The organism is Deltaproteobacteria bacterium, from assembly GCA_005879795.1.
In the GTDB taxonomy this organism is placed as follows: Bacteria; Desulfobacterota; Binatia; order DP-6; family DP-6; genus DP-6.
In genome coordinates this window covers 1-14148 of sequence record VBKJ01000150.1, presented here as the reverse complement: position 1 = coordinate 14148, position 14148 = coordinate 1, and the positions used below count along the sequence as shown (strand labels likewise).

The following is a 14148-nucleotide window of genomic DNA, read 5'->3' as shown; positions in this document are numbered from 1 at the left end:
ACCGCGATGCGCACCACCAAGATCGGGCTCCTGGTCGCCACCGCGCTCGCCATCCTCATGGTGACCACCTTCTCGCTCAACCAGGAGCAGCCCTTCTGGGAGCGGAAGGTCCACTACGAGGTGCATTTCACGCGCACCGGCGGGCTCCAGACCGGCGCCCCGGTCAGCCTGAGCGGCGTGCCCATCGGCACGGTGGTGGAGATGCGCTTCCCGCCCGATCCCGCGGTCAGCCACATCCAGGTGCTCATCAACGTGAAGGGGGATATCGCGCCGCGCATCCGCGAGAACACGGTGGCTTCCATCCGCACGCTCGGCCTCCTCGGCGACCGCTACATCGAGCTGTCGGCGGGCACGCCGGAGTCGCCGCCCGTGTCGCCCGGCGGGCTGATCGCCTCGATCGACCCGGTCGAGATCGAGGCGCTGGTCGGCCAGGGCGGCGACATCGTGACCAACATCGTCGAGGTGACGGCCTCGTTGAAGGACGTCCTGGGCTCCATCCAGCGCGGCGAGGGGCTGCTCGGCGCCATGCTCCGCAACCGCGAGCTGGGCGAGGCGCCGCTGGTCGACCTGCAGCGCACGATGGCGAACGTCCAGGCGACGACCGCGTCGCTCGCGAAGATCCTCGAGCGTGTCGACCGCGGCGAGGGGGTCCTCGGGCAGCTCACCAGCGGCACCAAGGAATCGCGCGAGCTGCTCGGCCACGTGCGCCACTCCGCCCGCTCGCTCGACCAGCTCACCACCCGTCTCAACCGCGGCAACGGGGCGCTCGCACGGCTGATGGAGGACGAGGCTTACGCCCACCGCGTGCTCGGCAACCTCGACCGGGCGATCAGCGACCTGGCCGATGTGGCCGCCAAGCTCGACCGCGGCCAGGGCACGCTCGGCAAGCTGGTGAACGACCCGTCGCTCTACCACGACACCAAGGCGCTCCTGGGCGGCGCTCGCAAGAGCTGGCTGCTGCGCTTCTTCGGCGGCGGCGGCTCCGCGCCGACGCCGGACGCTCCGCCGCAGACCGACGCGCCGGCGGGCGATCGGGGTCGCCCGTAGCCGGGACGCTCGGCTCGGTTTGCGTTTCACCCGCCGGTGCGTAGGATGCGCCCGACCTTATGACTGTCGAGTGTCCGCGCTGCGGTACGCTCTACCGCCGGCCGGCGCGCGCGGAGCCCGGCGCGGACACGACCTACCGTTGCGCCCGCTGCCGGCACGTGTTCGAGGCCGGCGCTGTCGAGCCGGCAATGCTCTCCGGCGCCGAGGACGAGGAGCGCGAGTTCGCCTTCGATGACGAGCCTGGGGACGATGATGCCGCGCCCGATCCCGTGGCGGTGGCGTACGACGTCGCACCGGAGGAGGGGCGGCCCATGAAGAGCCCGGCGCGCTTCGCGGTGCGTACCATGGTCCTCGTGAGCCTTGGCTACGCGATCCTCTCCGTCTACCTCTACACTCACCCGGAGGGCCTGCGCACGGCGTTCGGCAGCGTGCCGCTGATCGGCTCCCGCCTGACCGAGGCGCGCCTCCAGCCCACCATCGTCCAGCTGAACGACGTGAAGGGACGCTACGAGCGCGTCCAGGGCGACCGGCTCGTCTTCGTCATCTCGGGGACGGCGGTGAACAACTCGGGGGTCCCGGTGCGCAGCATCCAGATCGAGGGGCGGATCGCCGGCGCGCAGGAGCAGCGGCAGGTCGTGTTCTGCGGGGCGGCGCCCCGCGACGTCCAGGACCTGTCGCTGCGCGAGATCGCGCTCCTCCAGACCCTCGAGCCGCCCAAGGACTGGTCGCTCGCCCCCGGCGAGCAGGCGGATTTCCTGGTCGTGTTCGCCTCGCCGGCCACCGACCTGCGCGAGTTCGGCGCCGAGGTGGTCGCCGTGCAGGCGCCGAGCCGACGGGGCTAGGAGGTCTCGGGCTTCTTCGCCTTCGCGGCGTCGGCGTCCTTGGGCGTGACGTCGATCTCCGGCGGCTCGCGCAGCCCCTTCTTGAAGGCCTGGACCCCCTGGCCAATGCTGCCCATCACCTCGGGTAGCCGGCCGGCCCCGAACACGACGAGGACGATCACGAGCACGACGAGCAGCTCGCCGATGCCCATCCCGAACATGCGCGAATCATAGGGGAGCCCGCCCGGGCAGGCAAGCTGGCTCAATTGCGCTGCCGGGGGGTGCTTCCTATACTGCGCTGCCTCGCATGCCGACGACCTTCCGCGAGGCCTACGAGCGGCTGCTGCCGTTGGTTGAGAAGCCCGGCCGCTACCTCGGCAACGAGCGCGGGGCGATCCGGAAGGACCCGGGCACGGTGCGGCTGCGCTTCGCCCTCTGCTTCCCGGAGGTCTACGAGATCGCGCAGTCCCACCTGGGGCTCCAGATCCTCTACGACGTCCTCAACCGCCGCCCCGAGGTGGGCGCCGAGCGCGCCTATGCCCCCTGGCCCGACCTGGAGGCGCTGCTGCGCGCGCGCGGGCTCCCGCTGGTCTCGCTCGAGAGCCACCTCCCGCTCGCTGACTTCCACGTGCTCGGCTTCAGCCTCCAGTACGAGCTGACCTACACGAACCTCCTCACCATGCTCGAGCTGGGCCGCGTCCCGCTGCGCGCCGCCGCGCGCGGGCCCCGGCATCCCCTGGTGATCGCCGGCGGGCCGTGCGCGTTCAACCCCGAGCCGCTGGCGCCCTTCCTGGACGGCGTGCTCCTCGGCGACGGCGAGGAGGCGGTGGGCGACATCTGCGACCGGGTGCTCGCCTGGGACGGCCGCGACCGCGGCGCGCTGCTGCGCGCGCTCGCCGACATCCCGGGCTTCTACGCGCCGGCTCTCTTCGCGCCCCGCTACCACGCGGACGGGACGATCGCCGAGGTCGTGCCGCTCGAGCCGGCGCGCCCGCGCGTCCGCAAGCGGGTGCTCGTCGACCTCGACCGCTTCGCGCCACCCCCGAACCCGATCGTGCCCAACGTCGGGGTGGTGCACGACCGCGCGAGCGTCGAGGTGATGCGCGGCTGCGTCAAGGGCTGCCGTTTCTGCCAGGCCGGTTACATCTATCGCCCCCTGCGCGAGCGCAACCCCGAGCGCCTGGCGGCCGAGACCGCCGCGCTCATGCAGCGCACGGGCTACGAGGAGGTCTCGCTGCTTTCGCTGTCGACCGGCGACTACAGCGGCGTGAATCCGCTCTTGAAGGAGCTGATGGACCGCCTCGTCCCCGAGCGCGTGGCGGTCTCGCTCCCCTCGACACGCGTCGACGCGCTCTCGCCGCGCATCCTGGAGCAGATCCGGCGGGTGCGGAAGACGGGCTTCACGCTCGCGCCCGAGGCCGGCACGCAGCGCCTGCGCGACGTGATCCAGAAGGAGTATCGCGAGGAGGAGCTGCTCGAGGCCGCGCGCCTGTTCGCCGACCTCGGCTGGCGGAGCCTGAAGCTCTACTTCATGATCGGGCTTCCGAGCGAGACCGAAGAGGACGTGCGCGGCATCGCCGAGCTGTCGGCGCGCGTCGCCGCCGCGGCCGGCAGGCGCCTCGGGGTGACGGCCAGTGTCTCCACCTTCTCGCCCAAACCCCACACGCCCTTCCAGTGGGCAGGGCAGCTCAGGCTCGAGGAGACGCGCGCGCGCCAGGCGCTCCTGCGCCACGAGCTCGGACGGCGGAAGATCGCGTTCCGCTGGCACGACGCGCGGCTCTCGCTGCTCGAGGGCCTCTTCGGGCGCGGCGACCGCCGGCTCGCCGACGTGATCGAGACCGCGCAGCGGCGGGGTGCGCGCTTCGACGGCTGGTCCGAGCACTGCCGCCTCGAGGTGTGGAGCGAGGCGATGGCGGCGCACGGCCTCGACCCGCACTTCTACCTCCGCCGGAGGCCGCTCGCCGAGAAGCTCCCCTGGGACCATCTCGACGCGGGCGTCAGCCGGAAGTTCCTCCTCCAGGACCTGGCGCGTGCGGTGAGCGGCGTCCTCACGCCCGACTGCTCGATCGAGCGCTGCACCTACTGCGGCGCCTGTGACTTCCAGGCGGTCCGCAACGTCGACTACCACCCCGCCGGCGCCAAGGGCAGCGACCACCGCGGCCACCAGACATCCCGCTGGGCCGATCTCGTCGTCCCCACCGAGGACGCCGCCGGCGCCCCCGCCTGGGAGACCAAGGCCTGGCGCGAGGCGCGCAAGCGCGCCGCGCAGGGCCACGCAGGGCCGCGCCCGCGCCCGGCCATGCCCGACGCGGTGCCGCTTCCGGAGCCCGTGGCAGGCGGGGCCGGGGGCGCCCCCGGCGAAGGCAACGCCGACGAATGGCTCGGCGCCGTGCCGTCGTCCCTCGCGCCCGCCCCCGCCACGCCGCCCCCCGCGCAGCGCATCCGCCTGCGCTACCGCAAGCTCGGCCCCGCGCGCTTCATCGGCGCGCGCGAGATCGGCAACGTGTTCCTGCGTGCCGCGCGCCGCGCCCGCCTGCCGCTCGCCTTCTCGCAGGGGCACCACCCGATGCCGCGGCTCTCCTTCAGCCCCGCCATCCCGCTCGGCTTCTCGAGCGACGACGAGTACGTCGACCTGGACCTCACCGCCGCCACCCCGCCGGAGACGGTCGCCGACCGCCTCGCCGCGGAGCTCCCCGAGGGTCTCGAGCCCGCCGGCGCCGACGAGGTCCCGCGCGCCGCGCCCAGCATCGACGCCAGCATCGCCGCCTTCGTCTACGAGGTCGACCTGGCCGCGCTCGATCGGCCGCCCGCGTCCGACGCGGTCGCGGCCGCGCTCGAGCGCTTCGCCGGTGCGTCGTCGTTTCCCCTCCGCAAGCACACGCGGACGGGCGAGCGCACCGTGGACGCGCGCCGCTTCGTCCGTGGGCTCGAGATGACCGCGCCGCAGCGCCTCTCCCTCGAGCTGGCGGTGGGGCCCGAGGGCACGGTCAAGCCCGGCGCGCTCCTGGGCGAGCTCCTCGCCATCCCCCCCGAGGAGGTCCCGACGCTTCGCGTGCACAAGGTCGCAACGCGCTTCCGCGCCGCGGCCGCCTGACGGCGGTGGCGAAGCAGATCCTCATCAACGTGGCCCCGTGGGAGACGCGGGTGGCGCTCCTCGAAGACACGACGCTGGTCGAGCTGCACATCGAGCGCCGCGGCGGCGGCGGGATCGCCGGCAACGTCTACAAGGGCAAGGTGCTGCGCGTGCTCCCGGGCATGCAGGCCGCGTTCATCGACATCGGGCTCCCGAAGGCGGCCTTCCTGCATGCCTCGGACGTGGGTCCCCCGGCGCTGCCGCCCGAGGTGGCGCGCGAGGGCGACGCGGCCGAGCTGGTCGAGGCGCCGGCGCTCCCGCCGCCGCACGACACACGTCCGATCGAGGAGCGCCTGCACAAGGGCGAGGAGGTGCTGGTCCAGGTGGCGAAGGAGCCGATGGGGACCAAGGGCGCGCGCGTGACCGCCCACCTCTCGCTCCCCGGCCGCTACCTGGTCTACATGCCGGGGACGCAGCACATCGGGGTCTCGCGCCGCATCGAGGACCCCGCCGAGCGCGACCGCCTGCGCACCATCGTCGAGGCCGAGCGCCCCGAGGAGGGCGGCCTCATCGTGCGCACCGCCTGCGAGGGCGTGACCAAGCGGGAGATCCACGACGACGTGCGCTTCCTGACGCGTCTCTGGGCGCGCCTCGAGAAGCAGGCCGACGCCGCGAGCGCGCCCGCCCTCGTGCACTCCGACCTCGACCTCGTGCTGCGCACGGTCCGCGACCTCTTCACCTCCGACGTCGACCGGCTCGCGATCGACAGCCGGGAGGACCATGCGCGCGTGCTCGAGTTCGTGACCGCGCTCATGCCGCGGCTCGCCCCGCGCGTGCATCTCTACGAGGGGCTCACCCCGATCTTCGACCAGCACGGCGTGGAGACCAAGATCAACCGCGCCCTCGAGCGCCGCGTGTGGCTCAAGTCGGGTGGCTACCTGATCTTCGACCAGACCGAGTCGCTCACCACGGTGGACGTCAACACGGGCCGCTACGTCGGCAAGAAGGACCAGGAGGAGACGATCCTCAAGACCAACCTCGAGGCGGCGAAGCAGGTCGTGCAGCAGCTCCGGCTGCGCAACATCGGCGGCATCATCGTGATCGACTTCATCGACATGGAGAAGGCCGCCAACCGAAAGAAGGTCTTCGACGCGCTCCAGGACGCGGTCCGCAGGGACAAGGCGCGCGCCAACGTGCTGCGCATCTCGGAGCTCGGCCTGGTGCAGATGACGCGCAAGCGGACGCGCGAGAGCCTCGAGCAGCTCCTCCTGAGCCCGTGCCCGCACTGCGGCGGCGGGGGGCGCGTGCGCTCGCTCGAGACGCTCGCCTACGACGCCCTTCGCCGCGTGCAGCGCGAGGCGGCCGGGGCGAGGGACTCGACGCGCATCGCGCTGCGCGTCCATCCCGAGGTGGCGGCCTTCCTGACCGAGCAGGAGCGGCGCAGCCTGGAGGCGCTCGAGCGGCTGGTCGGGCGGACGGTCGCGGTCGAGGCTGCACCCGAGCTCGATCGCGAGCAGGTCCAGGTGGCGCTCGAAAGCTAGTCGGGCAGCGGGACCCGCACGCTGATCCGCACCCCGCTCTCGGAGCTCAGCGTCACCGTCCCGCCGAGCGCGTGGACGCGCTCGCGGATGCCGACCAGACCGGTGCCCGGCTTCGTGCCGCCCTGCCGGAGGGGCAGCCCGTGCCCGTCGTCGGCGATCTCGAGCTTCAAGTCGGCGCGCTCGCGCGTGAGCGCCACACGTACCCGGTGCGCCCCGGCGTGGCGGGCGACGTTGGTGAGCGCCTCCTGCGTGATGCGGTAGAGCGCGGTCTCGATCTCCGCCGGCAGGCGCTCGGGCAGGCCCTCGGCCGTGAAGCTGGTGGCGATCTGATGCCGGTCGGCGAACGCCTTCAGGTGGCTGTCGAGGGAGGGCACCAGCCCCAGGTCGTCGAGGGTCGAGGGGCGCAGGAGTTGTGACATCTCGCGCATCTCGGCGAGCGTCTTCGAGACCAGGCGGCGCACCTCGGCCGTGCGGCCGCGCAGCGCCGCCTGCGCCTCGGGCAGCTCCTTCTCGATCAGCCAGATGTAGGCGTTGACCGCGGTCAGCGACTGGCCGAGCTCGTCGTGCAGCTCGCGTGCGAGCCGGCGCCGCTCCTCCTCCTGCGCCGCCATGAGACGCGCCGAGAAGGCGGCCAGCTCCGCCTGCCGCTGGGCCAGGCTCGCGCGCGCGCGCCCGAGGATGCCGGCGCCGGCGATCGCGATGAGGGCCCCCACGCCGAGCGCCCCGACGGCGGAGACGACGGGCGCCCCGCCCAGCTCCGCGGCGGTCGCCCGGCTGGACACGATCGCGAAGCCCACGCAGACGAACGCGCCCAGAAGGATCATGCGCGGCGCGCTCCACGAGAAGACCACGGCGCAGCCCATGAGGAGGCAGACGAGCGAGGTCGCGACCAGCATGGGATTGCGGGGCCAGAGGTGGACGTAGAGGAGCGTGTTCGCGGCCGCGCCGAAGCCGAGCGTGAGGGCGAGGGGGTCCGCGCGCCGGGCACCCCAGCGCGTCAGGCTGGCGAGCAGGATGGCGAGCGCGAGGGTGGTGTGCGCCCCGTAGGCGACGAGGACCTTGTGCAGGCCCGCGGGCGAGTAATGCGCGTCGATGGGCAGGAACACGGCGACCGACACGAACACGATGAGCGCCGCGATCCGCACCGGCCGCAGCGTCTGGTCCCCCTGCCCGTCGCGCGGCTCCACGCTTCCGCTGAATAACACCAATCCGTCTGGATCTGGAGCGCTGCCCCTTCAGTGCTTCCCGAACTCGAGCACGACCCCCTTGCGCTGGGCGATGATGTAGGCCTCCATCGCCTTCAGGCGCGGGTCGTCGTCGGCCAGCGGCTTGCCGCGCGTCGGGTTCTGGATGCACCAGTTGATCATGTCGCGCAGGAGGGCGACCCGCCCGAGCTGCACCTGGAACTTGGGGTACGTCTCCGGGTGCGTGTTGGCGGCGTCGGGGTGGCACATGTCGCAGGAGACGCCGATCGTGCCGCCGAAAGCCTTCGCGTCGTGGAAGACGCGGCGGCCCTCCTGCACGAACTTCTCCGTCTCCGCCTCCCAGATGCGCTGGTCGCGCTCGGAGAAGGCGCCGTAGGTCTGGCCGCCCTGGATGTCGGCCGCGGCGGGCGGCCCCCCACCCTTCGGCTGGGCGGCGTCGGCGAGGCGCGCGGGCCCCTCGTCCCAGCCCGCGGCGGGGTTCTTCCGCCGCCACTCGCCCATGAGCGCGTCGATCGCGGCGCGCGCCTGCTCGGGCGTCGGCGTCTCGCCCTCCTTCACGCCGGGGATCTCGGCCGTCGTCTTCCCGTCGCAGAGCGCGACCACGAGATTGCCGCTCGGCGACGGCGACGCATCGTGGCGCCGTACGCCCGGGCGGGAGCGCGCGAGCACGATGCCGCCCAGGGCGAGCGGGAGGACGGCCAGCAGGTAGAGCGTCCTCTTCGGCATCATCGCGTCCCCTCCCCTAGTACGAGGGCAGCTTCGTCCGCGGCGGCGCGTCCTGCCTGGCGCTCGAGGTGAGATAGCTCGCGCGCACCGTGACCGGGTTGCGATCCCAGAGATTGTAGAGCTTGTTCACGAGCCCGCTCTCGAGCACGTCGACCGCGCCGTCGCCACAGCCGTCGAACTGGTCGAAGGGATCGGCGCGGTTCATCTGGATGGTGAGCTTGGGCAGACCCTCGGGCGCGTACGGCCACGGCCACGCCGTCGAGAGCATGCCGTGGAACTGGATGTTGTCGATGCGGTTGGTGAGCAGCTGGTGGGTGTGCCCGTGGATCACCGTCACGTGCCGGAACGGCTTCAGGATCGCCTGCACCTCCTCGGCGTCCTCGGTCCAGAAGTTCCACGGCCGGTAGTACTTGTAGAGCGGCGAGTGCGAGAAGACGACGAGCGGCGTCTTGTGGTCCACCTTGGCGAGATCGCTCTTGAGCCACGCGCGCCCCGCCTCGCCCACCTCGAAGCGCGACTGCACGCCGTTGTCGAGGCCGGCGACCGTCTGCATGCGCTCGGCCGGCGTCATGCCGCGCGCCGTCCAGAAGTCCTTCTCCTGGACGCTCATCAGGGTCACGAAGTGCACGCCCTTGTGGTCGAAGGAGTGCTGCTCGGGCCCGAAGAGCGCGCGCCAATGCTCGCCCATGTCGAGGAACCAGTCGTGCTCGCCGACCATCATGTGGACGGGCGCCTTGATGGTCTTCAGGATCTGGCGCCCGAGATCGAGCTCCTCCTTCCGGCCGAGCTGCGCGAGATCGCCGCCGAAGAGGACGAAGTCGGGCTGGGGGTCGAGGGTGTTCACGTCGTCGACCGCCTTGAGCGCGGCACGCAGGAAGCGGTCGTTCAGGCTGGCCGGGTAGAGGTGGGTGTCGGAGACATAGGCGAAGGTGAACGCGGGCTTGTCGCCCTCCGCCGCGCTGGCCACCTCGACCAGCTGGAAGCCATGGGGCGTGACCAGCCCCTTCGCCATCGCGAGCCCGGCCGAGAGCCCGGCGAGCTTCATGAACGAGCGGCGCGAGACGTGTCTCAGCCCTGCGAAGAGGGCGTCGCGCTCCTCGTAGTGCCTGGTCTCGATGCTCTTGTGCCCTCTACTCATAGGAGGTCCCTCCGCGTACGAGCACTCCGAAGGCGGCCGGCCGCGCCGGGTCGGGGGTCGGGGCGAGATCGCCCAGGTGGCCCTGCTTGCCCATGGCGACCGCGGTCTCGCGTTCGGGGCGCACGTTCTTGCGGGCGCGCTGGCGCGCCATCTCCTCTTTGGCGAGGGCGGCGAACTTCCTGCTCGTGAGCGACTCCATGAAGGCCACCAGGTCGTCGATCTCCGCCTCGGAGAGGCCGAGCCGCTGCATGCCGCCGTCGAGGTTCGGGTTCGGCACGCCGCCCTTGTTGTAGTGATCCATCACGTCCCAGAGCGTGGCGAGCGAGCCGTCGTGCATGTAGGGCGCCGTGATGGCGACGTTGCGGAGCCCGGGCGTCTTGAAGGCGCCGATGTCGTTCGCCTGCTTGGTGACCAGGAAACGCCCGAGCTCGGAGAAGTGGGTCTGGATGGCGAGCTCGTCCACCTGCTTCAGGTCTCCCGCGCGCACGGTGCCGGCCGCCTTGCGCGCCAGGTCGATGAAGTCGGTCTTGTGCGCGGCGATGCCGATGTTGTGGAACTTCTGGTCGGAGAAGAGCGGGCTCACGGTCGAGAAGGCGTGGCAGGCGTTGCAGCGGCCCTTGCCGTTGAAGAGGCCCCAGCCGCGCTTGGTAGCCGCGCCGATCGCCTTCTCGTCGCCCGCGATGAAACGGTCGAAGGGCGCGTCCCCGGCGTACTGGGTGCGCTCGAAGGCGGCGATCGCCGCGGCGATGTCGTCGTAGGTCGCGTCGTGGCCGAAGACGCGCGGGAAGGCCTCGCGGTACTCCGGGAGGGCGCGCACCTTGGCGACCACGTCGTCGGGCGACTTCTGGCCCATCTCGATCGGGTTCAGGATGGGGAGCTTCGCCTGCTCCTCGAGCGACGGCGCGCGCCCGTCCCAGAACTGGGTCGCGTTGAACATCGCGTTCAGTACCGTCGGGCTGTTGCGCTGCGGGCGCTGGGCGGGCGCGGCCACACCGTCGGGCACCGTCTTGTGGTCGACGAAGCCGCGCGCGGGGTCGTGGCAGGTGGCGCACGACACCTGGTCGTTCACCGACAGGCGCTTGTCGTTGAAGAGCTTGTCCCCGAGCGCGACCTTGTCGGGCGTGGGCGCTGCGGCGGGCGGCACGACGAGCTGGTAGAGGACCGGGGAGACGCCCGGGGGCAGCCGCCCCTCCAGCGCGGCGGCGAGGCCGGCGAGCGCGGCGGCGAGCGCCGCGGCGGCGAGCATGGGCCCGCTTGGGCGGTTCAGCATGGACCCTCCTCCCGCTACTGCCGCGCGTAGCGGCCCATCAGCTCGGCCTGGCCGAGCGTGTGCCCCTGGATGGCCTTCATGAGCGCCGCCTTGGTCGCGCTGGGCGCAAGCACGGGGACCATGTCGAGCGCGTAGAGCCTGAAGTAGTAGCGGTGGGGGCCGCCGCGTGGCGGGCATGGCCCGCCGTACCCCGTTCGGCGGAAGTCGTTCGTGCCCTGGCGGCTGCCGTCGTCGAGCGCCGGCGCGGGCCGCACGCCCTCGGGCAGGCTCGTCGCGGTTGCCGGCACGCCGTACAGCACCCAGTGGACCCAGGTGCCGGCGGGCGCGTCGGGGTCGTCGCACACGAGGGCGAAGCCCTTCGTACCCGGCGGCGGGTCGGTCCAGGCGAGCGCGGGCGAGAGGTCCTCGCCGTCGCAGGTGTGCTTGCGGGGGATCGTCTCCCCCGGCTTGAAGGCGCTCGACTTGAGCTCGAAGGCCATGGCTGCTCCTCCGGGTCGCGCCAGGGCGGCGGCGAGGGGTACCAGGAGGACGACGGCGCGACCGCACCCCATGCGGGCGAAGCTAGTCGGGCGGGCCGCGCCTGTCCAGGAGGCTTTCCCGCGACCCAACCTCCTAAAGTGCCTCGACTTCCCGGTCGATACTCGAGGAGCACCGCTCGGCCGGAAGGCCCGCGGTGCGCGCACTATGCGAGAGCGGGACGAGGGAGCGCTCCCCGGCGACGGGGGCGCGGCGTCGGAAGCGACCGCGGCGGCGTACGCCGAGGAGACGCGCCGCGCGATCCGCCACCGGCTCACGGTCGCGGTCGGGTTGTTTCTCCTCTTCGTCGGCCTGGTCGTGCTGCTCGAGCCGGTCTACCACCCCGAGCGCGGCCACACGCTGCGCGACATCTACGGGATCGAGATCGCGGTGTGCGCGCTCGGTCTGCTCGTCGAGCGGCTGTCCCTCCGTCGCCTCGGGACCGAGACCGTCGGCGCGCTCGTCTGCGCCTGCCTCTCCCTGCTGATGATCGGCTACAACGTGCTGGTCGGCGGGCAGGCCGAGCGCTGCGCCATGTTCCAGGTCTGCCTGCTGAGCGGCCTGGTTGTGCTCGTCCCCTGGGGGTGGCGGTCACAGCTCCTGGTTGCCACCGCCTCGCTCGGCGGCTTCGTCGTCGCAGCGCCCCGCCTGCCGGCCACCGACGCGCTCGTCTACTCGACCGTGGCGCTGCTCGCCGGCGCCGCAACCTCGGTCATCGGCACGGCGTTCCTCGACCGTTATCGCCACGACGCCTTCGTCCGCACCGCGCTGCTCGCGCTCGCCTCCGCGCTCACACGCGAGGAGGCGGAGACCGCCGCCGTGCTCGTCGACATCGGGGAGACGCTCAACGCGCACCTCGGCCAGCCCGACATGCTCGAGCGCGTGAACCGGCTCGTGGTCGAGAGCCTCGGCTGCGACTGGAGCAGCATCTTCGTCCTCGACGAGGCGCGCCAGGCGTTCCGCCTCCACTCGAACGTGGGCAGCAGCCCCGAGGTGGTGGGCGAGCTGGCGCAGCTCGAGTTTCCCTGGGGCAGCCTTCCCCTCCTGGACGCGCTCCGTCCGGGCGAGGTGCTCGAGCTCGCGATCACGGACGGGCGGGACCTGGTCCCGCCCGACATCCTGCGCCGCCTCGAGTCGGCCTCGGCACTGTGCGTGCCCATCTGCCGCCGAGAGGAGATCATCGGCACGCTCTCGAGCGGCTACCGCACGCGCACGGGGCCGTTCTCGGCCAAGCAGCGGCGCCTCGCCCTCGGCATCGCGCACGCCACCGCGGTCGCGCTCGAGAACGCCCGCCTGATCGCCGGCCTCCAGGCGGCGAGCCGGCTCAAGTCCGAGTTCGTCGCCACCATGTCGCACGAGCTGCGCACGCCGCTCAACGTCATCACCGGCTATTCCGACCTGCTTGCCGAGGGCACCTTCGGTCCGCTCACACCCGGGCAGCACGACACGATCGAGCGCGTGCGGCGAAGCGCCTTCGAGCTGCTCGAGCTGGTGAACGCGACCCTCGACCTCAGCCGCCTCGAGGCCGGCCGCGAGATGGTCGCGCGGGGGCCGGTCGACCTGGACGCCCTCTTCGCCGAGCTCGGGGGCGAGCTCGACCCCCTCGTGCCGCCCGCCGTCGTCCTCCACTGGGAGAGCGGCGTCGGCCGCACACCCGTGCTGACCGACCGGGTGAAGCTCAAGACGGTCCTGAAGAACCTGATCGGCAACGCCCTCAAGTTCACGCCGGCCGGACGCGTGGACGTGATCGCGTCGACCGCCGGTGGCGCGGTCACGATCGCGGTGCGCGACACGGGGATCGGCATCGCCGCCGAGCACCTCCCGGTGATCTTCGAGATGTTCCGGCAGGTCGACGGCTCGTCCACGCGCCGCTTCGGCGGCGTCGGGCTCGGGCTCTACATCGTGAAGCGCTTGGTCACGATCCTGGGCGGCCGCGTCGAGGTGCAGAGCACGCCGCAGGTGGGCTCGACCTTCACGGTCACGATCCCGGTCCGGGTCGCGCCCGAGGTGCGCGCGGCGGGCGCCTCGTCGAGAAGGCCCGCGGGATCGAGCGCTTCGCCCGAGTGACCTGATCCCGCGGCCGTCCACCTGAGCGTCGAGCGGCTGGCGAAGACGCTACGGGCGCAGCCGACGTAGCGCAGACCAGTTTCGTCAGTCTGCGACGACCTGGTGTCCCCGATCGGGCGACACCATCCAAATCTCAGCACAGCGTTCCGACGTGCCTGGCCGGTCGAGGCTGCGCACGCGGCAGTCGCAAGCTACCCGGGGCAGCAGACGAGGTCCGGGCGCGGGCAACAGAGGCTCGCGGCCTCGGCGACGCAGAACTCCGTCCAGCCGAGCGTTGGGTCGCAGCAGTTCGGATCCTGGTCGCAGACGTCGGCGACGCAGGGGTCGCAGCCAGTGGCACACTGGGCCGGGCCCGCAGTGCAAACATCGTGGCACTGGCAGGGCTGGGTCGTGGTGGTGGTGGAGGAGGTCGTGGTGGTGGTCGGTGGCTGAGTCGTGGTCGTGCTGGAGGTGGTGGAGGTCGTCGTGGTCGTCGGCGGCCGCGTCGTGGTCGTGCTCGAGGTGGTGGACGTCGTCGTGGTCGTCGGCGGCCGCGTCGTGGTCGTGCTCGAGGTGGTGGACGTCGTCGTGGTCGTCGGCGGCCGCGTCGTGGTCGTGCTCGACGTGGTGGACGTCGTCGTGGTCGTCGGCGGCCGCGTCGTGGTCGTGCTCGACGTGGTGGACGTCGTCGTGGTCGTCGGCGGCCGCGTCGTGGTCGTGCTCGACGTGGTGGACGTCGTCGTGGTCGTCGGCGGCCGCGTCGTG

General features: G+C 72.1%; 11 protein-coding genes and 1 pseudogene. 6 read left to right on the top strand and 6 right to left on the bottom strand.

Features of this window, described 5'->3' with window-relative positions; translation table 11 throughout:
• The first annotated feature begins 6 nt into the window (after positions 1–6).
• Both E6J59_12440 and E6J59_12435 read left to right on the top strand, forming a co-directional pair.
• Complete coding sequence (locus E6J59_12440) at positions 7–1047, top strand: MCE family protein (protein TMB19190.1); 1041 nt, start codon at positions 7–9, stop codon at positions 1045–1047.
• Between the two features lie 59 nt (positions 1048–1106).
• Positions 1107–1889 (top strand): DUF3426 domain-containing protein, encoded by a 783-nt coding sequence (locus E6J59_12435; protein ID TMB19189.1) that lies wholly within the window; start codon positions 1107–1109, stop codon positions 1887–1889.
• On the opposite strand, the gene tatA is transcribed toward E6J59_12435, so the two are convergent.
• Positions 1886–2089 (bottom strand): twin-arginine translocase TatA/TatE family subunit, encoded by a 204-nt coding sequence (tatA, locus tag E6J59_12430; GenBank protein ID TMB19188.1) that lies wholly within the window; start codon positions 2087–2089, stop codon positions 1886–1888. The two genes, E6J59_12435 and tatA, sit on opposite strands and share 4 nt — an antisense overlap.
• An 86-nt stretch (positions 2090–2175) precedes the next feature.
• Here tatA and E6J59_12425 point away from each other — a divergent pair, with 86 nt between their 5' ends.
• Both E6J59_12425 and E6J59_12420 read left to right on the top strand, forming a co-directional pair.
• Positions 2176–4962 (top strand): TIGR03960 family B12-binding radical SAM protein, encoded by a 2787-nt coding sequence (locus E6J59_12425; protein TMB19187.1) that lies wholly within the window; start codon positions 2176–2178, stop codon positions 4960–4962.
• Between the two features lie 5 nt (positions 4963–4967).
• A complete protein-coding gene (locus E6J59_12420; protein ID TMB19186.1) occupies positions 4968–6482 on the top strand; it encodes an Rne/Rng family ribonuclease in 1515 nt (504 codons plus the stop codon).
• Here the strand turns inward: E6J59_12420 and E6J59_12415 are convergent.
• The 5 genes from E6J59_12415 to E6J59_12395 all read right to left on the bottom strand — a co-directional run bounded on the left by E6J59_12415 (position 6479) and on the right by E6J59_12395 (position 11300).
• Positions 6479–7669, bottom strand: a complete 1191-nt coding sequence (locus tag E6J59_12415; protein TMB19185.1) for a sensor histidine kinase — start codon at positions 7667–7669, stop codon at positions 6479–6481. The two genes, E6J59_12420 and E6J59_12415, sit on opposite strands and share 4 nt — an antisense overlap.
• Positions 7670–7717: 48 nt before the next feature.
• Entirely contained in the window at positions 7718–7936 is a 219-nt protein-coding gene (locus E6J59_12410) for a hypothetical protein (protein TMB19217.1), read from the bottom strand.
• A 493-nt stretch (positions 7937–8429) separates the two neighbouring features.
• Positions 8430–9551 carry a serine/threonine protein phosphatase gene (locus E6J59_12405; protein ID TMB19184.1) on the bottom strand — a complete coding sequence of 374 codons (1122 nt, stop codon included), beginning with the start codon at positions 9549–9551 and terminating at the stop codon, positions 8430–8432.
• A complete protein-coding gene (locus E6J59_12400; protein TMB19183.1) occupies positions 9544–10821 on the bottom strand; it encodes a cytochrome-c peroxidase in 1278 nt (425 codons plus the stop codon). The genes E6J59_12405 and E6J59_12400 overlap by 8 nt, the downstream gene beginning before the upstream one ends.
• A gap of 14 nt (positions 10822–10835) precedes the next feature.
• Positions 10836–11300: a YbhB/YbcL family Raf kinase inhibitor-like protein gene (locus tag E6J59_12395; protein ID TMB19182.1), complete on the bottom strand. Its 465-nt coding sequence runs from the start codon at positions 11298–11300 to the stop codon at positions 10836–10838.
• Positions 11301–11370: 70 nt separating this feature from the next.
• Between E6J59_12395 and E6J59_12390 the strand changes: the two genes are divergently transcribed.
• Positions 11371–13404 carry a HAMP domain-containing histidine kinase gene (locus tag E6J59_12390; GenBank protein ID TMB19181.1) on the top strand — a complete coding sequence of 678 codons (2034 nt, stop codon included), beginning with the start codon at positions 11371–11373 and terminating at the stop codon, positions 13402–13404.
• A 584-nt stretch (positions 13405–13988) separates the two neighbouring features.
• Positions 13989–14148 (top strand): annotated as a pseudogene (locus tag E6J59_12385) (PE family protein).

Excerpts from the sequence above, each read along its gene's own strand:
- E6J59_12435 (TMB19189.1), top strand. The coding sequence starts at position 1,107 with ATGACTGTCGAGTGTCCGCGCTGCGGTACGCTCTACCGCCGGCCGGCG.
- E6J59_12395 (TMB19182.1), bottom strand. The coding sequence starts at position 11,300 with ATGGCCTTCGAGCTCAAGTCGAGCGCCTTCAAGCCGGGGGAGACGATC.
- tatA (TMB19188.1), bottom strand. The coding sequence starts at position 2,089 with ATGTTCGGGATGGGCATCGGCGAGCTGCTCGTCGTGCTCGTGATCGTC.
- E6J59_12425 (TMB19187.1), top strand. The coding sequence starts at position 2,176 with ATGCCGACGACCTTCCGCGAGGCCTACGAGCGGCTGCTGCCGTTGGTT.
- E6J59_12410 (TMB19217.1), bottom strand. The coding sequence starts at position 7,936 with ATGTGCCACCCCGACGCCGCCAACACGCACCCGGAGACGTACCCCAAG.
- E6J59_12400 (TMB19183.1), bottom strand. The coding sequence starts at position 10,821 with ATGCTGAACCGCCCAAGCGGGCCCATGCTCGCCGCCGCGGCGCTCGCC.
- E6J59_12440 (TMB19190.1), top strand. The coding sequence starts at position 7 with ATGCGCACCACCAAGATCGGGCTCCTGGTCGCCACCGCGCTCGCCATC.
- E6J59_12390 (TMB19181.1), top strand. The coding sequence starts at position 11,371 with ATGCGGGCGAAGCTAGTCGGGCGGGCCGCGCCTGTCCAGGAGGCTTTC.
- E6J59_12405 (TMB19184.1), bottom strand. The coding sequence starts at position 9,551 with ATGAGTAGAGGGCACAAGAGCATCGAGACCAGGCACTACGAGGAGCGC.